A 20,622-nucleotide genomic window follows, 5' to 3' on the forward strand; every position below is an offset into this window, starting at 1 on the left:
CGTCATCTCAGCTGCAGAGGCGGACCGACCCTCAGCGGCGGCGCAGGCGGCTGCGCAGACTGCGCGCGCGACGCACGAGGCGCACACCGGGCTCGGGGACGCGGGAACGCAGCTCGGCACGAGCGAGCAGCAGCCGGGCACCGGCTAGGCGACCGCCGGCGGGCGGTAGCGACCGGGCACGGGCACGCAGGGCCAGCCGGTCGACGGCCGCGGGCAGCGCATCGGGTTCGGTGTGGAAGTAGTTGGCCTGCAGCCAGTCCGGCTGCGCGCGGCGCACCGGGATCGGTGTGGTGAGCAGTTCATCGAGCGGACCGAGCAGACCGGAGTCGGTGAAGGCGGCGTTGAGCAGCTCATCACTGACCCCGAAGTCATCGATGATGAGCACGGGCGCACCGGTGTCGATCGCCTCGAGCGCGGCCGTCGAGCTCACCGTGGCCAGCAGCGTGCCGGGGGTGAGGAAGTCGCGCATCGGCCCGGTGCGCAGCGCCAGCTCCGCCGCACCGGGCAGCCCGGCAGCTGCGAGCTCATCGCGCAGCTGGACGAAGGAGAACTCCTCATGGTGCGTCTGGTTCTCACCCGGCCAGCCGCGCAGCTTGATGATGACCTCGGTGCCGGCATGCTGCACAGCCGCCAGCGTGGCGATGAGCGCAGCCCGTTCGGCATGCGCGGCCGGCACCTTCGCCTGGGCGGCGAACACGATGCGGGTGACCGGCGCCTCGGGCATGGCAGGCTCCCGGCCGGAGAGGAACGGCAGCCGGGCCAGTGCTGTCTCCAGGCTGGTTCCGCGGGATTCGGCGAGCTCCTGCCAGCGGCGCTGCTCGACATGCGAGTGGACGATGAACGCATCGATGAGGCAGCGGTAGCGCAGCGCCTTGGACGTCGGCGGCAGCGCGACCCCCGGCAGCCCGGAGAGCAGGGCCGGGCGAGCCGGCAGGCGGTGGGCGATGAGGGAGGCCTGCAGCACCGTCGGGCCGGTGGCCCCGAGGATGAGAGCATCGGCCCGGGCGGCAGCGAGCATCTGGGCCAGCCGGCGGATCGGCACGACGGTGATCGCCACCTCGGGCCCGACGGCCGCATGGATCTGCTCGGGGCTGGGCAGCAGCGGCGTGTCCAGCAGCCACAGGCTGCGCGTGCGGGCCTGCGGCAGCTGCGCGAGGGTGGCGGCCACCCACTTGAGGTAGGACTCCGAATCGGCGATCCCGACGACGTGCAGGCCGTCGGGCTGGGATGCGCCGGCTGGTTTCGACGCACCGGCGGGCCTTACCGCACCGGCCGGCTGATCTGCCGTGTGGTCGTGTTCGGTGGACGGCTGGTCTGGTGTGCGGTCGTGTGCGGCGGGCGGCTGGGAGGAGGGCTGGTCGGCCTGGACGGAGTGTGCAGGCTGGTCGGCCTGCACGGCTGCCGGTTCGGTGCTCGGCGGTGGGACGAGGGCATTGATCTCGGCGCGGAAGTCCGCGGAGGCGTTCGACGTCCACCACCAGGCCGGCACGGTGCGCGGCAGGATGCGCGCGCCGGTGCGCTCATGCAGCAGCGTCAGCGTCGTGATCGCGGTGGTCGGCAGGCTGAGGATCCGCTGCCCGGCACGCAGGCCGAGCAGGCTGATCTCCACCGGCAGCCCGGTCTCGGCGACCTGCACCCCGGCGGCGCGCAGCTCATCGAGGAAGGCGCTCGTCTCCCGCCGGTGCGGGAAGTAGCGCACCGGTCCGGCGGCGGCCTGCTCGCACACCCAGTCGCGGTAGGCATCGGCGCGGATGAGGCCGTCGGCGGCCAGCGCCGAGCCGATGATGACGGTGTCGGTGCTGATCTCCTGCGCTGGCTGCCCGGCCGTCCACGCGAAGCTGTTCTCCTGCAGCTGCACGCCCGCGGCCTGCAGCCGGGCGGCCTCATCGGCGGCGGGGGAGAAGGCGGTGAAGAGGGCGAGCCGGCCGCGCCGGGCCAGGGAGCGCAGCGTCAGCCAGGTGCGCACACCGAGCGCGAGGCGGGCCGGACCCGGACTCGTCTTCGCACGTACGAGGGCGCTCGGTATGTGCCGACTGAGCAGGGAGAAGAACCGCTTGGTGGCCGCACCGTCATCGACGATGAGCAACCGGCGCGGGGCGCGGCGGTGCAGGGCACGCTGGAACGCACCGGAGAACGGATCCCCGCAGACGAAGCAGTCGGCTGACTGCCAGTCCGGCAGGGCTACCGCCCCGGCTGGTGCCAGCGCGGCCAGGGTGAGCCCGGCCGGCAGGTCGAGGGTGGCGAAGCGGCGGTGGAACTCCTGCATGCCGGGCACATCGGCGCGCAGGTGCAGCTCGGTGCGCGCCCCGAGCCGGCCGGCAGCGTGCGCCTCGGCGATGCACACCGCCTGCAGCGGCGACTCCGCCCAGCCGAGGGAGACTCCCGAGGCGGGCGAGGCGCCCGAGGTGAGCGAGGCTCCCGAGGTGAGCGAGGCTCCCGAGGCGGGCGAGCCCGGTGCGTCAGCCGCGCAGGACACGACGCAGCTTCCGGCGCGCTGCCGGAGGGATGACCGCCTTGACCGGCCGTTTGAGCGCCTGCACGACCCGCTGCGGGGCGCTGCCCGGTGGGGTGCCCGGCAGGCCGAGGCGGCGCAGCCGTCCGCGCGTGAAGTACGCGAGCAGCGGAGTGTCGGCGGCGGCGGTGAGGAACTCCTCGGCCAGCTCGCGGTGGTTGTCGTAGAACTGCGGCTGCAGCGTGTAGGCCAGCGTCTCCAGCATCGCCTGCAGATCCTCGGTAGGCGTGTGCGGTTCGGCCTGGGCCGGCGGCAGGATGCCCTGGGCGTAGACGGCGTCGATGATCGCCAGCGGCACCCGGTTGGAGTTCTGATACGGGGTCAGTCGGCTGACGACCGTGTCGGTGCCCACCGCGATCACCGGCAGTCCGTAGACGGCATCGGCGGTGGTGAGTGCGGTGGAGAAGCAGCTGATGACGACCGCGGGGTGCATGAGCTCGAAGAGCGCTTCGGCTGAGACGGCCTCGCGGACCACCGAGAGCTTCGCACCGACCGTTTCGGCGTACTTCTGCAGCGGGCCGAGTGCTGCCGGCGGGGCCTGCGGGTGGGGTTTGAACACGATGTCCGTGCAGCCGACCTCCACCGCGGCATCGATCATCGCCTGATGCAGCGCGACCTCCTCCTCACCGCTGAGGATGTCGATGGCGGTGAGGTACTGGCCGAGCAGCAGGGCCGCTGAGGTGCGGTCGCGCAGCAGGCTGGGATCCGGCAGCCGGTCGAGGGTGTGGGAGGCCAGTTCGGCGAACACCTCCCGCAGGCTCTCTGCCGGCACGGATACGTGCCGGGGCTGGTATTCCTCCAGACGCACCGGGCGCAGTCCGGGCACGAGGTCGACGTAGTAGATCGCTTCGATGCGTTCGGCGACGTGCCGAGGCAGGGCGCGGCGCAGCGGCCCGTAGCTCATCAGCCCATCGGAGTGCATCGAGATCCGCGCGGAGGGGAAGACCTCGGCCAGCGCCCCGCCCGGCGCGTTCGGCAGGGACTCCAGGACCAGTTCCAGCGGTCCGTCGCCGAGCTCAAAGACGGAGCGGAAGAGCCGTTCGAGCATCGGGCCGTTGGCCGAGGCGACCCGCCATTCGCGCGGATGGATCGGCGCGATCCACTCATCGAGGTGCACGACGGCGTCGAAGTGCGGCAGCAGCGCCTCAGCGACCCCGTCGCCGGCGTCGACATCGGCGACGAGCTCCGGGGCCGTCGAGGTGTTCGTCAGCAGCAGCACGCAGCGGTCGGAGCCGAAGGCCCCGGCGGCGCGCATCGCGCTCACGGAGATGAGCTGGAAGAGAGTCGAGCAACAGATGAGGCGGGTCGTCATGCCGTGCGCCCTTTCGAGTTCATGGCGGCCGTGAGCGCACTGAGCACGGCCGGGTGCAGATGCTTGCCGTAGGCGGCCTTGATGTGGCGCAGCTCTTCGGCATCCACGCCGCGCAGCAGCGACTCCAGCCGGGGGCGCAGGGCAGCCAGGCCGACACCGAAGGGCCGGCCGACGCCGAGCGGACGGCCGGCGGCCTGCGTGTTCGACAGGCTGCGGCACAGCTCTGCGGCCGCGATCCGGGTGAGTGCTGCACGGCGTTCGGGACAGGGCAGATCCGGTGCGCGCAGTGCCTTGAGCACCGCCGTGTAGGCGTCCAGCAGGGTCTGCGGTGGGCAGGAGGCCGGCTGTTCGGAGGCATACTCGGCATCCGTCTTCGGCACACACACGACCGGCTGGGCGGTGGAGACGAAGGTATGCTCCGAGGTCGCCAGCGTCCATGCCCAGGCGGTCGTGCCGGCTGCGGCGTCAAGCAGTCCCTCGGAGGCCAGTGCGGTCGAGTACAGGGCGCCGGGCTGGATGAGCGGCTTGGGCAGCTGGGCGGCACCGGGCGGCACCGGCAGATCGCAGTAGCGGATCGGTTCGTCCAGGCGCGCCCATGTGCGGGCGGCGAGCACCCGGATGAGCCCGTCCATGAGCACGATGTCACCGTGGACGACGTCGACACCGGTGTGCTGCCGGGTCTGCACGAGACCGGCGAGAGCGCCGCGGGCGAACCACGAACCGGCATTGATGAAGGTGACCGCCTTACCCTGGGCGAGGGTGAGGGCACGGCTGCGGGCAGCGGCGGTGCCGAGCGGCTCTCCCTGGTCGAGTGCGGTGATCCGTTCGAAGTGCTCGCGGGCCTCATGGAGCAGGCTGTCGACCGGCTGTGCGGAGTCGTTGACCACGAGGATCTCCAGGGATCCGGGCTCCAGGCCCTGGTGGCGCAGGCTCGACAGCGTCGGAGTCAGCTGCTGGGCATCACCTGATGCGCAGACCACGACGGTCACATCGGTCATAAGGGGCTTCTCGCTTCCAGACGGACGGGCGGACAGGTGGACGGGTGGTGCAGATGGGCGGTGCTGGCTGATGGACGGGCTGACGGGCGGAGATGGCCGCAGCTCAGCGCTTGAAGCGCTTCTTCGCGAAGCTCAGCCCGGCCGTGGCCGCATAGCGGGCGGCCTGCGCGTAGGAGCGCTTCCGCAGCGCCAGCTCGGCGAGCAGCTTCGCGCTGCGGATCGAAGCCGGGTCCCAGGCCAGGATCCGCGCAGCGATCTGCTCGGCCTCAGCATAGCGGCCGGCGGCGTAGGCCTGTTCGGCGTCCTTGATCTTCTTCACCGGCCGGGCCACTGGGCGGTCCTGCGCGGGCCGACCGGAGGAGTGCTGGGACCATTCGCGGGCCAGATCGCGCAGCTCGAAATCGGCGAGGTAGTCGAACCACAGATCGATGACATCGCCGTAGTCGGCGTGCCCGGGATCGATCGTCCAGGGCTTGACGCCGACGTAGTGCAGGATCTTGACCTCGGCTGCGTTGAACAGCGGGTTGTGGCTGCGCCAGATCCGCTTGGTCGTGTTGTACTCCAGCGGCAGCCGGCTCCAGTCCTCACCGAGGAAGGAGTTGAGGAAGCCCTGATCCCCGCCGTCGGCCGAGGGCAGCCTGCCGACCTGGGCGAGCATCCGGTCGAACAGCTCGACCGACGGGTCGTAGGCGAAGACCCCGGAGTTGAAGCCGTCGTTCTCCAGCTGGATGCCCGCATCCGGGACCGCACAGAAGCCGGCGCGCTCGAAGAGCTCATCGGCGCTGTTGAGCATGAGCGCATCGGAGTCGACGTAGACGGCGCGGTCGAGGAAGGCCAGTCGGAAGGCGTTGAGCTTCGTGTAGGTCGCGGCGAACCGGGCCTGCGCGCCCTCGGTGCGCGGGGCCATGATCTCCGGGACGTCGATGCAGTTCAGGCCCGAGGCCTCTAGGGCCATCCGGTCGGCTCCCGGCGCGCACATGACGATGAGCGGGATGTCGGTGACCTGGGCCATCGACCGGGCCAGCGCCCGCGCCCCGTGGTGGTAGTTGCCCGAGACGAGGGTGACATAGGCGCAGCGCCTGCCGTCGATGAGCGCCCAGGGCTCCGGATTGCCCGGGGAGACCTCGTGCAGCTCACCGGCGCCGAGGGTCAGGTGCGTCTTGAGCAGGTTCCGGCGCGGCAGGCCCGTGCCCGAGGGGGAACTCGCCTGCGTCTCGGAGCTCGCATCCGCCTCGGGCGCGGTGGGGGCGATGAACGAGGAGAACACCGGCACCGGGGTGCCAGCGGTGATGCGCGCGGCAGGGAACTCGGCGACGACGGCACGCAGGAAGGCGAGGTCGGCGTCGATGCGCGCGGCAGGCTTCGAGGAGTCGGCCTGCGCAGCCGACAGCCGGGCGGCGACCTGCGCGGCGATCGAGGTGCCGATCCGGCGCGCGGTGCTGTGCTCGTCGATCTGGTCGAAGCCGAAGAGCCGGATGTCGGTGAACCCGACGGCGGCGGCGAAGGCGACGGCCAGCAGCTCGGAGGCGGGGCGAGAGGCGTCATCCGTCAGCAGGCGCGCGAGCCGCGGATGGGCGAAGATCGGGGCGTAGGCGTCGCAGGGCTGCATCCCCAGGCGGCTGAGGGAGTTGACCGTGTGCTCGCCGTCGGCCGGCAGCACCTGGTGGGCGGAGACGAACCGCTCGCAGGTGTACCGGCCGGCGCGCAGCTCAGCGGCCAGGGCGTCGAGCGTGCGCCGATCCCCATCCCACACGTAGGCATCGACCCGCGAACCGTAGTGGTACTGCGATTCGAGGAAGAAGGTGCCGGTGCGGAGCACCACGGCGTCATCGGGCAGCACCTCCGGCGCCGGGAAGGGAGCCGAGGGTCCGGAGGCGACGACGACGGCCGGACGGTCGAGCCGATCGGCGAAGGCGGCGCGTTCAGCACTGCCGAGTTCGCTGCTGGACGGGACGGGATAGGGATGAGTCACAGAACGCCTTTCAGGGGATCACTTGCGCAGCGAGGCGATCTTCGATTCCTCACCGGGCATGATGCGCTTCTCACCGTCGCCCATCGCCGTCTCCAGGATGCGGATGTCGCGGACGAGGGTGGTGAAGCCGTGCGGTTCGAGCGAGGCGGCCTGATCCGAGCCCCACATCGCACGATCGAGCGTGATGTGGCGTTCGACGGTCACCGCTCCCAGCGCGACGGCGGCCAGGGAGATCTGCAGGCCGGTCTCGTGACCAGAGTAGCCGACCGGCACGCCGTAGCGTTCGGCCATCGCCGGGATCGCCAGCAGGTTGGTCTCCTCCGGCGGCAGCGGGTAGGTGGAGGTGGCGTGCATGAGGACGAGCTTGTCGCGGTCGAAGCACTCAACGGCCGCATCGAGGATCTTCCAGTCGGACATGCCCGAGGAGCACAGCACCGGCTTGCCGGTGGCGGCGATGGCCTTGAGCAGCTCGAAGTCGGTCAGCGAGGCCGAGGCGACCTTGTAGGTGACGGAGTCGAACTCGTTCTCCAGGAAGTCGACCGAGTCGGTGTCCCACGGCGAAGCGAACCACTGCAGGCCCTTCTCCTTGGCGTAGCGGTCGATCTCGGTGTACTCGTCCTTCTCGAACTCGACCTTGTACTTGTAGTCGAGGTAGGTCATCGTGCCCCACGGGGTCTCGCGCATCTTGGACTTCTGCGCTTCGGGGACAGCGACATCGGGATTGCGCTTCTGGAACTTCACGGCCTGCGCACCGGCTTCGGCGGCGACGTCCATGAGCTGCTTGGCGATCTCGACATCACCGTTGTGGTTGATGCCGATCTCACCGATGACGTACACCGGCTGGCCGGGACCGACCTTGTGTTCGCCGATGGCCACCGGTGCGGCGGTCTGACGGAAAGGAGAGGTCTGTGCGGCGGTTTCCGCGTTCTGAGTCATGCTGGGAGCTCCAATCGTTTCGGTGCGGGGTGTTGCACGGGGTGGCGTGAGTGGATGTCACGCAGCTGATCTGTTCTAGTCGGGATCGATGAGGTCGCACACCTCGCGCACGGCGCCCTGCCCACCGCGGCGGGTGAGGATCGAACGGGCGGCGGCGCGAACCTGGGGGTGGGCGTCGGCGACGGCGATCGGCCAGCCGACGACGGTGAAGGCTTCGAGATCGTTGATGTCGTTGCCGACATAGGCGACGCGAGCCGGGTCGAGGTCGTGGTCCTGGATCCATTCTCTGAGGACCTCGGCCTTGTTGTCGATGCCCTGGGCGATGTCGACGCGCAGCTTCTCCGCCCGGCGGGTGACGACGGGGTTGCGCTCCTTCGACAGGATGAGGAACGGGAAGCCGGCCTTGACGAGCCGGCTGATGCCGAGGCCGTCTCCGCGGTGGACGCGGACGGTCTCCTCGCCGTTCTGGTCGAGGTAGCAGGCATCATCGGTGTGCACACCGTCGAAGTCGGTCACGAGCGCATCGACGTCGAGGACGTTGATGGCCTCGTGCTGCGAGGCGACGGCGCGGGCCAGCGACAGATCCGACATCGAGTCGATCTCGCGGGCGTGCTCGGCAGGCACCTCTTCGATCTCGATGCGGCCGAAGAAGCGGTGCTTGTACTTCTGCAGACCGGAGGTGCGCATGATGTAGAAGGCGCCGGTCTCGTTGAAGTGCGCGGCCCGGTCCTGGCGGCGCGGGCGGAAAGCGGCATCGTGGCCGACGGCGACTGCGTTGTCGTGCTCATCGAGGGTCCACAGGAAGCTGAAGTCCTCAACGGCGGAGAAGACGACATCGGCCTGGTCGCGAGCCACACGCTCGATCGCGTGTTCGAGGTTCTCCGGGTGGATGAAGGGAGAGGTGCACTGGATGAAAGCGGTGATGTCGTAGCTCTCATCGAGCTGATCGAGCGTGTAGAGCAGCGCCGACTCACTGGTGGCCTGGTCGCCGGAGATATCGGCGGGACGGAACACGACCTCAGCGCCGGCGCGGCGGGCCTCTGCAGCGATGCCGTCATGGTCGGTGGACACGATGACGGTGTCGATGCTGCTCGTGGCCTTGGCGCTCTCGACCGCGCGGGCCACCAGCGTCTTGCCGGCGACCTTCTGCAGGTTCTTGAGCGGAATGCCCTTCGAGCCGCCGCGGGCAGGGATGATGGCGGCCGTGCGCTTGGTCTGGTTCTTCATGGTCACAGGCAACCACCATGACCAGCTGGGGTGAATGAAAGGGGATGCCGACATGACGCGCAGGTAAACGAGCTGTCAACTCAGGCGGCCCTGCGGCTCAGCGGCGCGCACCGCCTCGGGCCCGGCAGATCAGATCCAGGTGGGGTTCCACATCCGCAGACGCCAGGAGTCATACGGGATGACCTCACCGGTGTAGACCGGCCAGAAGAAGGCGAACGCCAGGATCGCCGTCGCGCCCACCGCTGCCACAGCCAGCCGCCGCAGCAGCAGCGCCTGCCCGCCCTCGGCCTCGGCGTCACCCCACAGCAGGCCAAGGCAGTAGGCGATGGCCAGGCACACGAACGGCACCATGACGATGGTGTAGAAGGTGAAGATCGTGCGGTCCTGATACGTGAACCACGGCAGCCAGGTGGCGGCGAAGCCGGCGAGGATGAACCCGGCACGCGAGTCCCGGCGCACGATCCAGGCGAGGATGAGGATGATGATGGCGACCGGGGCCAGCCCCCAGATGACCGGATTGCCCACCGAGGTGATCGCCGAGGAGCACTTCTCGACCAGGCAGCCGTTCTCGCCGTTGGCGTAGGACTCGTAGTAGAAGGAGGTCGGGCGCCACTGCACGATCCAGCCCCAGGGGTTGGACATGTACGTGTGCTCGCTTGAGAGGCCGACGTGGAAGCTGTAGGCCGAACGGTGGTATTCGGCCAGGCTCGGGATCCAGCCGGGCAGGGAGTCCCACCAGCCGGAGTGCTCCGCTGCCCACTGCCGGTCCCAGCCGCCGTCGGTGAAGATCCAGCCCGACCAGGTCGCGACGTAGGTGACGAAGGCGACCGGCACCATGAGGAGGAACGCCGGCACCGAATCGCGGATGAGCATGCCGGCGACCGGGCGGCGCACGCCGGCGCGGTACCGGGAGGTGATGTCCCAGACGACGACGGCGATGCCGAAGACGGCCAGCGCGTAGAGGCCGGACCACTTGACGCCCATCGCGCAGCCGAGGGAGAGCCCGGCTGCCAGCCGCCAGCCGCGGAAGCCCAGTGCTGGGCCGAAGGTCCAGGGATCGGCATCGGCGGCCAGCCGCGGCGCGCGTGCGGGCGGATGCGCCAAGCGCTCGTGCAGGCGGCGGTTGGTCTGCTCCCGGTCGAGGACGAGGAAGCCGAAGGCCAGCAGCACGAAGAACATGAGGAACAGGTCGAGCAGGCCGGTGCGCGAATGCACGAAGTGCTCGCCGTCGACGCTCATGAGGAGTCCGGCCAGACCGCCGATCCACACCGAGCGGAACAGGCGGATGGCGAAGCAGGCGAGCACGACGACCGAGAGCGCTCCCACCAGCGCTGCGGAGAACCGCCAGCCGAAGGAGGAGTCGGCACCGAAGATCTCCATGCCGAGGCTGAGGATCCACTTGCCCAGCGGCGGATGCACGACATAGGACGGCTCGTCGAGGACGATGCTCGTATCACCGGCTTCGAACCGCGGATTCGGCTCATCCGGCCAGGCCTTCTCATAGCCGGCCTGGCTGAGGGTGTAGGCGTCCTTGACGTAATAGGTCTCGTCGAAGATGAGCCGGCCGGGGAAGCCGAGGCGGTAGAAGCGCATGAGGGCTGCGATAACGCCCAGCAGCAGCGGCACACCCCACGTCCAGACCCGCGGGTCGAGAGCGGCCAGGCGCTCGCGCAGCGGTGCGGGCCGGTGCGCTCGATCCGCGGCGGGCGCGGCAGCAGCGCTGCCGGCGGCAGCGGTCGGGGCAGGACTCGGTTGGCTCACAGCCACAAGTGTAGGCGAGGCCGCCGCCTCGGCGATGGCGCTACTGTGGAACCTGCATGTCGGCACGCACGAGCAGTGGTCAGAAGGGAGCGCCGCACGCATGGTCCTCGACCTCCTCGAACTCTTCAGCGATCTTCCCGCCTTCGGGAGCTCGCCCCGCTACCCCGGTGATCGCCGCAATCTACTGGCCAAGTGGACGCTGGGGCTCGCATTCGGCGGCATCATCACGCTCGGGCTGACGTCTCTGGCCTCGCTGGTGACCGGGATCATCGCCCTCGTGCAGATCTTCGCCTTTCGGCAGCGCGGCGTCGGCACCGCGATCACCGGCATGATCATCGGACTCATCGTCACCGCGGTCTGGGCGTTCATCATCGCCGTCGTCAGCGGCATCATGCGGTCCTGAACCAGTCTGCAGAGATGTGAGCGAGGCAACACAGGGATGTGAGCGAGACAACACAGTATGTGGCGATTCGGTGACAACCGCCGCTCGGCGCTGTTCCCGTGCGCGCGTGCAGAGTACCGTAGCCTGTGACAGCAGCCCCGCGTCCCCGGCGCAGCTGCACTCCACCAGCTCACCCGAGGCAGAACCGAACACAGAAGGCCGAGCGAGAACGCGATGTCGAATCCTTATCAGTCCAGCAGCGACCCCTACTCCTACCAGCCGGGCGGATATCAGACCAGCGGTGCCGACAGCAGCGGCGGCGACGGCAGCGCCCCGTATGCCGGCAGCGCTCCGTATGCCGGCAGCGCCCCGTACGCCAACGGAGCCTACGCAGCGCCGCAGCCCTATGTGCAGACCCCGCCGCAGAACACCCTGGCGCTGCTCTCGCTCATCATGTCGCTCGTCGGCTTGGCCACGGGCGGACTGGCGGCGATCGCCGGCATCGTCCTCGGCCACATCGCCAAGAACCAGATCAAGCGCACCGGCGAATCCGGTGACAGCCTGGCGACCTGGGGCCTCATCGTCGGCTACGTCATCGTCGGCCTCACCGTGCTCGGCGTGCTGCTCTACATCTTCATCATCATCATCCTCGCCGTGGGCTCAGGAATCGCCAGCAGCTGAGCCGCAGCCGGCGCCCCGCACCCTCGCGCCGGTTCGGTGACGGCTTCCGACCAGCTGCCCGCCTGCGGCAGACTCCGACGACAGAAGGCCAGGCCAGATCGCAATGTCGAATCCCTACCAGTCGGGCCCGCACCCATCCGGCGGTGCCTACACGGGACCGCAGTCCTACGGGCAGCAGCAGTCCTATGGCCCGCCGGTCTGCGCGCCGCCCCCGCCGCAGAACACGATGGCGCTGGTCTCGCTCATCTTCTCGCTCGTCGGCCTGGCCACAGGCGGGCTGTTGGCCATCGTCGGTATCGTCCTCGGCCACATCGCCAAGCGCCAGATCAAGCGCACCGGCGAATCCGGTGACGCACTGGCGACCGCAGGGCTCGTCGTCGGCTATGCCATCGCCATTCCCATCGTGCTGGCTCTGCTGTTCCTCATCGCCTTCTTGATCTTCGGCATCGGCCTTGGAATCTACAGCAGCACCTGAGCCATGACAGAACCCACCCGCCGCACCCGAGGCGCCGGGCAGGCTGATGCTCGTCGGCACCCCGATCGGCAACCTCGACGACGCCTCAGCGCACATGCGGGCGGCGATCGAGTCCGCCGATGTCATCGCCGCTGAGGACACCCGCCGGTTCCTCGGCCTGGCCGAACGCCTCGGACTCCGCCACACCCGGGAGATCACCAGCCTGTTCGATCACAATGAGCAGGCCAAAGCCGAATCCCTCATCGATGAGGTCGCCGCCGGCCGCCACGTCGTGCTGCTCACCGACGCCGGGATGCCGGCCGTCTCCGACCCCGGATACCGGGTGGTGGCCGCCGCGTACGCCCGCGGCGTCGAGGTGACCACCGCCTCGGGCCCGTCGGCCGTCATCACCGCACTGGCGCTCTCCGGGCTGCCGAGCGACCGGTTCGCCTTCGAAGGATTCCTGCCGCGCAGGCCGGGGGAGCGGCAGCGCAGACTGCGCGAGCTCGCCGCCGATGAGCGCACGCTCGTGTGCTTCGAGAGCCCCCACCGGCTCGTCGACGCGCTCGCCGACCTGGAGGCCGCATGCGGACCCGACCGGCAGATCGCGGTGTGCCGGGAGCTGACGAAGACCTACGAAGAGGTCATCCGCGGCACCATCGCCCAGGTGCGCGCGCGAGTCGGTGACGGGGTGCGCGGGGAGATCACACTCGTGATCTCCGGAGCCTCGCCCGAGGCCGCCGACGCCGGTGACTACATCGAGGAGATGCGCAGGCTCGTCGACGCCGGCATGCGGGTCAAGGACGCTGCCGGTGAAGTCGCCACCCGGCACGGGGTGTCCAAGCGGCAGGCGTATGAAACGTACCTGCAGGCGGAGCGTTAGACTGAGCGTCTATGACGTTCTACCTCACCACAGCGATCGCCTACCCCAACGGCACCCCGCACATTGGCCACGCCTACGAATACGTCGCCGCCGACGTCATCGCCCGGTTCAAACGCCTCGACGGCGAGCAGGTGTTCTTCCTCACCGGCACCGATGAGCACGGGCTGAAGATGCAACAGACCGCCCAGCGTGAGGGCATCACCAGCCGCGAGCTCGCCGACCGCAACGCCGCCAAATTCCGGCACCTGCAGGATGTGCTCGGCTCAACGTACGACCGGTTCATCCGCACCACCGACACCGACCACTACGCGGCCAGCCAGGAGCTGTGGCGGCGCATGGAGGCCGCCGGCGACATCTACCTCGACTCCTACTCCGGCTGGTACTCCGTGCGCGATGAAGCGTACTTCGCCGAAGACGAGACCGAGGTGCGCGACGGCGTGCGCGTGGCGGTGTCCTCCGGTGCCGAGGTGACGTGGACGGAGGAGGAGTCCTACTTCTTCCGGCTCTCCCGCTACGCCGAACCGCTGCTGAAGCTCTACGAGGAGCGGCCCGAGTTCTTCGGGCCCGAAGGCCGCCGCAATGAGATCGCCTCCTTCGTCCGCTCCGGGCTCAACGACCTGTCGATCTCCCGGACCACCTTCGACTGGGGTGTGCCGGTGCCCGGCGATGAGAAGCACGTGATGTACGTGTGGGTCGACGCGCTGACGAACTACCTCACCGGTGCCGGCTTCCCCGGCGAGGCCAGCTCCGGTGACCGGTTCGGGCAGGTGTGGCCGCCGGATGCGCAGATCATCGGCAAGGACATCGCCCGCTTCCACGCCGTGTACTGGCCGGCCTTCCTCATGAGCGCTGGCATCACCCTGCCCGAGCGCATCCACGCCCACGGCTTCCTGTTCAACGCCGGTGAGAAGATGTCGAAATCCGTCGGCAACGTCGTCGACCCCTACGACCTCATCGACGCCTTCGGACTCGATGCCCTGCGCTTCTTCCTGCTGCGGGAGATCTCCTACGGCCAGGACGGCTCCTACTCACAGGAGTCGATCATCACCCGCAAGAACACCGATCTGGCCAACGAGTACGGCAACCTCGCCCAGCGCTCCCTGTCGATGGTCGCCAAGAACTGCGGCGGCCAGGTGCCCACCCCAGGCTCACTCACCGCCGAGGACGAGGAGCTGCTGGCACTGGCCCGCGGCGTGCTGCCCGAGGCGCGCCGGCATGTCGATGTGCAGAACCTGCACCTCTACGTCGGTGCCTGCTGGAAGGTGCTCTCCGAGGCGAACAGGTACTTCTCGGCCCAGGAGCCCTGGAAGCTGAAGAAGACCGACGCCGCCCGGATGGAGACCGTGCTGTGGGTGACCCTGGAGGTCGTGCGCATCATCACGCTGCTCATCCAGCCGGTGATGCCCGCATCGACCGGGAAGATCCTCGACCAGCTCGGTGTGCCGGCAGGGGAGGCGGCGGCAGCAGCCGGTGCCCGCAACGTCCATGCCGCCAATGAGGGCGCCCCGGCGATCGCCCCGGTGCACGTCGGTGGAGCCGTGGAGGGCGCAGGCGACCCGGAGGAAGGCCGGCCCGAACCGGCCCGCCTGTTCACCGCAATCGACACCCCGCTGGCCGCCGGCACACCGCTGCCCAAGCCGGCCCCGGTATTCCCCAAGTTCCAGGTGGAGGAGTAGGGCTCAATGGCATCACGGGCTGCAGGCACGTATCCCGAGGTTCCCCCACCGCTGAGCGCCCCCGGCGTCGACACCCACTGCCACCTCGACATCGGCGTGGGCGCACGCGGGCCGATCAAGGACGGTGAACCCGCCCCGGAGGTCGAACCCGAAGCAGACGAGACCTTCCCTCCGCTGTCGTTCTTCCACGACACCGCGATGGCTGCCAACATCACGCGCATCGTGCAGATCGGCTGCGAGATGGCTGCCGCGCGCTGGACCGCCGAAGTGGTGGCCGCCGAGGCCGCTGCCGGGCGCGACTGGCTGCTCGGTGGTGTGGCGATCCACCCGAATGAGGCTCCCCGGCTGGCGGCGGCCGGTCTGCTGGAAGAGTCGCTGACCGAGATCGAGCAGCTCGCCCAGGGTGAGCGGATGCGCGTGGTCGGTGAGACCGGCCTCGACTACTACCGCACCGCCGACGACGGCGTGGCCGACCAGCAGGAGTCCTTCCGCGCCCATATCGAGATGGCCAAAAGGCTCGACAAGGTCCTGGAGATCCACGACCGTGAAGCCCATGACGATGTGCTGCGCATCCTTGCAGAGGAAGGGGCGCCGGAGAAGACGGTGTTCCACTGCTTCTCCGGGGACGCCGAGATGGCCCGCATCTGTGCGGAGCGCGGCTACTACATGTCCTTCGCCGGCAATGTCACCTTCAAGCGTTCCGATGATCTGCGCCATGCCGCCGCGGTGGTGCCCGATGAGCTGCTGCTGACGGAGACCGATGCGCCGTTCCTCACCCCGCACCCGCACCGCGGCAAGCCCGGCGGGCCGTACCTGACGGTGCTGACCGTGCGGATGCTGGCCGAGGTGCGCGGGGTCAATGAGGCCCGCATCGCCGAGATGACGACCGCCAATGCCGAGCGGATCTTCGGCTCCTGGGCCCTGAGCTGAACGGGCATTGAGCTGAGCTGGCATGGAACTGCGCCAGCCCTGAGCTGAGCTGGCATGGAACTGCGCCAGCCCTGAGCTGAGCCGGAGCCCAGTGCCGCGGCTCAGTGGGCGTAGGGCTGGTACCGGACGGTGTTCTCGATCCGCGAACTGGTGATCATGCCGCGGTAGTTGATGACCTGCGAAGCGAAGAGCAGCGCCAGCGCCGTGCACACCCAGCCGGTTGCGATCGCGCCCGTCACCCGCGCCTGCCGGCGGGTCTCGGCGAGGACGTCTGCGGAGGCATCGCTGATCGTCATCGAACCGGCGCCGAGGATGACGATGAGACCGCCGATGACTGCTGCCAGTATGAGCAGCCCGATGCCGATGAGATAGAGCACGATGAGCACACCCGGCAGCACGCTGGCCGGTGTGGCTCGGTACGCCTGCCCGCTGCGCAGCGACTGCATCGCCGCCCGGGCCCGGAAGCCGACGGCGCCGAGGACGATGAGCAGGGCATGCCAGCCGGCCCAGACAGTGAGGACGGCGAGCCCGGACAGGCCGATCTCCCGCGCGCTGGCGGCCTCCTGGGCGACCGGAGACTGTGCCGGCAGCCAGCTGAGCGTCCAGTACAGCCAGCCGCTGGCCAGGATGAGGAAGCTGGCGGTGGACAGGACGAGGGTGCTGATGAGCTGCCGGTTGAGCAGGCTGCGCAGCTGGACCAGCCGCGGGTGGTGTACGGTGGGGGCACCCGGTTGCCGAGGGGAGCCAAGGCCGGTGTGCATGACATGAGTCGGATCGGACATATTCTGATTATCACGTCAGCCGCCGGCGACCGGCGCACCGGGGCGCACTGGAAGCACAGCGGACGCCTCCGCACACAGCCTGCAGGCGCGGTTCTCAGACAGGTGTCGCCTGTGTTCTGTGCGCCTGACCTGGGCTGACAGCAGGCCGCGCAACGCCCAATGTCACAGCTTTGCAATGTTGGTAACGAATCGGTTACGCTAGGTCTCGTTGTTCGCACGCCGGGTGCTGTTCCACCGGCATCGGCGGGTCGGCGCGCAGTCGGCCGGACAGCCGCATATACGGGGCTCGCCACCGTGAGCCTCCATCTGCAGAATCTTCTCATTGGGGTATTTACGTGATTCCATCCATCCGCAATCGCAAGGTGCAGATCGTCGCCCAGTCGGTCGTCATCTCCGCACTCGTCGGCGGCACCGGAGCCTTCGTTGCTCTCAACAAGCCCGTCAACGTCACCGTCGACGGTGAAAGCGAACAGGTCCGCAGCTTCGGCTCGACCGTCGATGATGTGCTCGCCGCGCAGGACATCACCCTCGGAGAGCGTGACCAGGTGCAGCCCAGCCGCGGCAGCCAGGTCGAACGCGATATGAATATCGTCGTCAACAAGGCCAAGGACCTTGAGCTCACCGTTGACGGCAAGCCGATGGAGGAATGGACCAACGCCTCGACTGTCGGCCAGGCTCTCGCCGATCTCGGTATCGAGCACGAAGGCGCTGAGATCTCCGCCGACCTCGACGCCAAGATCTCCGATGGCGAGGCGATCGACGTCACCACCGCCAAGACCGTCTCCGTCCGCGCCGACGGCAAGACCGATCCGGTCGAAGCCGCCTCCAAGACGGTGCAGGACGTCGTCGATGAAGCCGGCATCGAGGTCGGTGAGGACGACATCGTCTCCGCGCCGCTGAGCTCCAGCGTCTTCGACGGACAGGTCGTGAGCGTCATGCGCGTGGTGAACGAGGAGAAGACCGAGACCGAGAAGATCGAGAAGAAGGTCACGGTCAAGAAGGACTCCTCGCTGCCGCGCGGTGAGAAGAAGGTCGAGAAGAAGGGCAAGGACGGCAAGCGCGAGGTCGTCTACAAGATCCGCACTGTCGACGGCAAGGAAGTCAGCCGCGAGAAGCTCTCCTCCAAGGATGTCGAGGAGCCCGTCGAGGAGGTCGTCCTCGAAGGCACCAAGGCACCTGAGCAGAACAACAACGGTGGATCCGATGACGGCGGCTCGGATGGCGGTTCGGACAACTCCGAGGACAACTACTCCGGCAGCATGACGACCGAGCAGATCAAGGAGATGCTCGGCGGACCGGGCTCGCGCTGGTACAAGATCGCCAAGTGCGAATCGAACTTCAACCCGAAGGCTGTCAACCAGTCCAACCGCGCGCACTTCGGACTCTTCCAGTTCAAGCTCGCCACCTGGCGCTCCGTCGGCGGCTCCGGCAACCCTGTCGACGCCAGCCCGCAAGAGCAGTTCAAGCGCGCCAAGATCCTGCAGCAGAAGGCAGGATGGGGTCAGTGGTCCTGCGCCTGATCTGAACCCAGCCACCACCTCGGACCCGGTCATCGCACCGGGTCCGAGGTGTCTCTTTCCGGTTGCCGCTGCCGGCCGCAGCGGCCTCCAGGCCGGACTCTGGCACTCAAGTTGACCGAGTGCCAATCGGCGCTCTAGAGTCGAATTAGCACCCCAAGCCAATGAGTGCTAACAGTCACTGAGGCGGATCGGTCCGCTCGGCACCCGCGACGACGAGCAGGCCACAGCACCACCCTTGTGCCCGCACCGGTGCGCTGTTGAGGACTACAGACAAAGGAGAGTGTCCGCACATGTCGGTCTCCATCAAGCCGCTCGAAGATCGGATCGTCATCCGCCAGGTCGAAGCCGAGCAGACCACTGCTTCCGGTCTCGTCATCCCTGACACCGCCAAGGAGAAGCCGCAGGAAGGCGAAGTCGTCGCTGTGGGTCCGGGCCGCGTTGCTGACAACGGCAACCGCGTGCCGCTCGACGTCAATGTCGGCGACAAGGTCATCTACTCCAAGTACGGCGGCACCGAGGTCAAGTACGCAGGCGAAGAGTACCTCGTGCTCTCGGCCCGCGACGTGCTCGCAGTCATCGGCTGAGCAGCTGCCCCTGAGTAGACTGCCCGTACTTCGCAGAAGGAAGTGACCTATGGCTAAAACCCTTCAGTTCAATGACGACGCGCGAAAGGCCCTTGAGCGCGGCGTCAACGTGCTGGCCGACACCGTCAAGGTGACGCTCGGCCCGCGCGGCCGCAATGTCGTGCTCGACAAGCAGTGGGGCGCTCCCACCATCACCAACGATGGTGTGACGATCGCCCGCGAGGTCGAACTCGACGACCCGTACGAGAACCTCGGCGCCCAGCTGGCCAAGGAAGTCGCCACCAAGACCAATGATGTCGCCGGCGACGGCACCACCACCGCGACTGTGCTCGCCCAGGCCTTCGTTCACGAGGGTCTGCGCAACGTCGCAGCCGGTGCTGCCCCCAGCCAGCTCAAGCTCGGCATCGAGCAGGCCGTCGAGCTCGTCGAAGAGAAGCTGCGCGAGGCAGCGCGCGACGTCTCCGGCTCCGAGGAGATCGCGCACGTCGCCGCCCTGTCGGCGCAGTCGCGTGAGATCGGCGAGATGATCGCCGAGGCCTTCGACAAGGTCGGCAAGGACGGCGTCATCACCATCGATGAGAGCCAGGCTGCTTCGGTCGAGCTCGAGTTCACCGAGGGCATGCAGTTCGACAAGGGCTACCTGTCGCCGTACTTCGTCACCGACGCCGACCGCCAGGAAGCCGTCCTCGACGATCCGTACATTCTCATCAACCAGGGCAAGATCTCCAACATCCAGGAGCTGCTCCCGGTGCTGGAGAAGGTGCAGCAGGCCTCTAAGCCGCTGCTCATCGTCGCCGAGGATGTCGAAGGCGAGGCCCTGTCGACGCTGGTGGTCAACAAGCTGCGCGGCATCCTCAATGTCGCAGCCGTCAAGGCACCGGGCTTCGGCGACCGCCGCAAGGCGATCCTCGAAGACCTCGCCGTGCTCACCGGCGGCACCGTCATCACCGCCGATATGGGCATGAAGCTCGACCAGGTGACGCTCGACGATCTGGGCAACGCCCGCACCGTCACCGTCACCAAGGACAGCACCACCGTTGTCGATGGTGCCGGCTCTGACGACGCAGTCGCCGACCGCGTCGCACAGATCCGCGCCGAGGTCGAGCACACCGATTCGGACTGGGATCGCGAGAAGCTGCAGGAGCGCCTGGCCAAGCTGGCCGGCGGTGTTGCCGTCATCAAGGTCGGTGCCGCCACCGAGGTGGAGCTCAAGGAGCGCAAGCACCGCGTCGAAGACGCTGTGTCGGCGACCCGTGCCGCCATCGAAGAGGGCATCGTCGCCGGCGGCGGCGCAGCCCTCGTCCATGCAGGCAAGGCCCTCGAAGGTGCTGACCTGGGCCTGAGCTCCGATGCGCAGACCGGTCTGTCGATCGTGCGCCGCGCCATCGGCCAGCCGCTGCGCTGGATCGCGGAGAACGCCGGCCAGGACGGCTACGTCATCGCTGCGAAGGTCGCAGAGCTCGAATCCGGTCAGGGCTACAACGCCGCCACCGGCGAGTACGGCGATCTCATCGCACAGGGCATCATCGACCCGGTCAAGGTGACCCGTTCGGCGCTGCGCAACGCAGCCTCGATCGCTGCACTCGTGCTCACCACCGAGACCCTCGTCGTGGAGAAGCAGGAAGAAGAGGACGAGGACTGACCCTCTGCCTCTGAGCCTGCCTCAGCACTGACATTGCGCCCCTGGGAGACACCGTCCCAGGGGCGCAGTGCTGTGATCAGGCGATCAATCACTCGTGTCCGTCAGCTGCTTCTTAGGCCCAGGGGCGTCGGACACCTGGCTGCGCAGCACATGCTTGAGGAGCTTTCCTGATGGGTTGCGGGGCAGAGCTTCGGCGACGACAACTTCGCGCGGAATCTTGTAGCGAGCAAGACTGCCTGAAAGGTGGTCACGCAGTTCCTCGGTGCCTAGATGATTGATTCCAAGGGGTGACTGGCGGCGTGCCTGCCGCAAGCACAGGTCGAGGGTGTCCAGGATCGAGGTTGAATCTCTCAATCTCGAACCCTAAGGC

General features: G+C 68.2%; 18 protein-coding genes. 9 read left to right on the top strand and 9 right to left on the bottom strand.

The window, feature by feature from the left end; translation table 11 throughout:
• Positions 1-31: 31 nt before the first annotated feature.
• The 7 genes from ACFFN1_RS12855 to ACFFN1_RS12885 all read right to left on the bottom strand — a co-directional run bounded on the left by ACFFN1_RS12855 (position 32) and on the right by ACFFN1_RS12885 (position 10,718).
• Complete coding sequence (locus ACFFN1_RS12855) at positions 32-2,476, bottom strand: DUF6716 putative glycosyltransferase (RefSeq protein WP_376841187.1); 2,445 nt, start codon at positions 2,474-2,476, stop codon at positions 32-34.
• Complete coding sequence (locus ACFFN1_RS12860) at positions 2,460-3,824, bottom strand: polysialyltransferase family glycosyltransferase (protein ID WP_376841188.1); 1,365 nt, start codon at positions 3,822-3,824, stop codon at positions 2,460-2,462. The genes ACFFN1_RS12855 and ACFFN1_RS12860 overlap by 17 nt, the downstream gene beginning before the upstream one ends.
• Positions 3,821-4,822: a glycosyltransferase family 2 protein gene (locus tag ACFFN1_RS12865; protein ID WP_376841189.1), complete on the bottom strand. Its 1,002-nt coding sequence runs from the start codon at positions 4,820-4,822 to the stop codon at positions 3,821-3,823. The genes ACFFN1_RS12860 and ACFFN1_RS12865 overlap by 4 nt, the downstream gene beginning before the upstream one ends.
• A 103-nt stretch (positions 4,823-4,925) precedes the next feature.
• Complete coding sequence (locus ACFFN1_RS12870; protein WP_376841192.1) at positions 4,926-6,794, bottom strand: glycosyltransferase; 1,869 nt, start codon at positions 6,792-6,794, stop codon at positions 4,926-4,928.
• An 18-nt stretch (positions 6,795-6,812) separates the two neighbouring features.
• The gene (locus ACFFN1_RS12875; protein WP_376841194.1) at positions 6,813-7,730 is read right to left on the bottom strand and encodes an N-acetylneuraminate synthase family protein; all 918 of its coding nucleotides are present in this window, start codon (positions 7,728-7,730) and stop codon (positions 6,813-6,815) included.
• Positions 7,731-7,805: 75 nt separating this feature from the next.
• Positions 7,806-8,957 (bottom strand): cytidylyltransferase domain-containing protein, encoded by a 1,152-nt coding sequence (locus ACFFN1_RS12880; protein WP_376841195.1) that lies wholly within the window; start codon positions 8,955-8,957, stop codon positions 7,806-7,808.
• A 129-nt stretch (positions 8,958-9,086) separates the two neighbouring features.
• Complete coding sequence (locus ACFFN1_RS12885) at positions 9,087-10,718, bottom strand: dolichyl-phosphate-mannose--protein mannosyltransferase (protein ID WP_376841196.1); 1,632 nt, start codon at positions 10,716-10,718, stop codon at positions 9,087-9,089.
• A gap of 100 nt (positions 10,719-10,818) precedes the next feature.
• Here ACFFN1_RS12885 and ACFFN1_RS12890 point away from each other — a divergent pair, with 100 nt between their 5' ends.
• From ACFFN1_RS12890 to ACFFN1_RS12915, 6 genes are all read left to right on the top strand, one after another.
• The gene (locus ACFFN1_RS12890; protein ID WP_376841197.1) at positions 10,819-11,121 is read left to right on the top strand and encodes a DUF4190 domain-containing protein; all 303 of its coding nucleotides are present in this window, start codon (positions 10,819-10,821) and stop codon (positions 11,119-11,121) included.
• A gap of 213 nt (positions 11,122-11,334) precedes the next feature.
• Entirely contained in the window at positions 11,335-11,781 is a 447-nt protein-coding gene (locus ACFFN1_RS12895; protein ID WP_376841199.1) for a DUF4190 domain-containing protein, read from the top strand.
• Between the two features lie 103 nt (positions 11,782-11,884).
• Positions 11,885-12,256, top strand: coding sequence for a DUF4190 domain-containing protein (locus tag ACFFN1_RS12900; protein WP_376841201.1), 372 nt, complete (start codon positions 11,885-11,887; stop codon positions 12,254-12,256).
• Between the two features lie 46 nt (positions 12,257-12,302).
• Complete coding sequence (gene rsmI / locus ACFFN1_RS12905) at positions 12,303-13,118, top strand: 16S rRNA (cytidine(1402)-2'-O)-methyltransferase (RefSeq protein WP_376841202.1); 816 nt, start codon at positions 12,303-12,305, stop codon at positions 13,116-13,118.
• An 11-nt stretch (positions 13,119-13,129) separates the two neighbouring features.
• Positions 13,130-14,794, top strand: a complete 1,665-nt coding sequence (metG, locus tag ACFFN1_RS12910; protein ID WP_376841204.1) for a methionine--tRNA ligase — start codon at positions 13,130-13,132, stop codon at positions 14,792-14,794.
• Between the two features lie 6 nt (positions 14,795-14,800).
• Positions 14,801-15,724, top strand: a complete 924-nt coding sequence (locus ACFFN1_RS12915) for a TatD family hydrolase (protein WP_376841205.1) — start codon at positions 14,801-14,803, stop codon at positions 15,722-15,724.
• 101 nt (positions 15,725-15,825) lie between these two features.
• On the opposite strand, the gene ACFFN1_RS12920 is transcribed toward ACFFN1_RS12915, so the two are convergent.
• Positions 15,826-16,506, bottom strand: coding sequence for a hypothetical protein (locus ACFFN1_RS12920; protein ID WP_376841206.1), 681 nt, complete (start codon positions 16,504-16,506; stop codon positions 15,826-15,828).
• A 335-nt stretch (positions 16,507-16,841) separates the two neighbouring features.
• Between ACFFN1_RS12920 and ACFFN1_RS12925 the strand changes: the two genes are divergently transcribed.
• The 3 genes from ACFFN1_RS12925 to groL all read left to right on the top strand — a co-directional run bounded on the left by ACFFN1_RS12925 (position 16,842) and on the right by groL (position 20,252).
• Positions 16,842-18,026: a ubiquitin-like domain-containing protein gene (locus ACFFN1_RS12925; RefSeq protein ID WP_376841209.1), complete on the top strand. Its 1,185-nt coding sequence runs from the start codon at positions 16,842-16,844 to the stop codon at positions 18,024-18,026.
• A 290-nt stretch (positions 18,027-18,316) separates the two neighbouring features.
• A complete protein-coding gene (gene groES / locus ACFFN1_RS12930; RefSeq protein WP_376841210.1) occupies positions 18,317-18,610 on the top strand; it encodes a co-chaperone GroES in 294 nt (97 codons plus the stop codon).
• A 49-nt stretch (positions 18,611-18,659) separates the two neighbouring features.
• On the top strand, positions 18,660-20,252 hold the full coding sequence (gene groL, locus ACFFN1_RS12935; RefSeq protein WP_376841211.1) for a chaperonin GroEL: 1,593 nt from the start codon (positions 18,660-18,662) through the stop codon (positions 20,250-20,252).
• 84 nt (positions 20,253-20,336) lie between these two features.
• Here groL and ACFFN1_RS12940 read toward each other — a convergent pair whose 3' ends face one another.
• The gene (locus tag ACFFN1_RS12940; protein WP_376841212.1) at positions 20,337-20,606 is read right to left on the bottom strand and encodes an AMP-binding enzyme; all 270 of its coding nucleotides are present in this window, start codon (positions 20,604-20,606) and stop codon (positions 20,337-20,339) included.
• Positions 20,607-20,622: the final 16 nt, after the last annotated feature.

This window comes from Brevibacterium otitidis, from assembly GCF_042429315.1.
Classification (GTDB): domain Bacteria; phylum Actinomycetota; class Actinomycetes; order Actinomycetales; family Brevibacteriaceae; genus Brevibacterium; species Brevibacterium otitidis.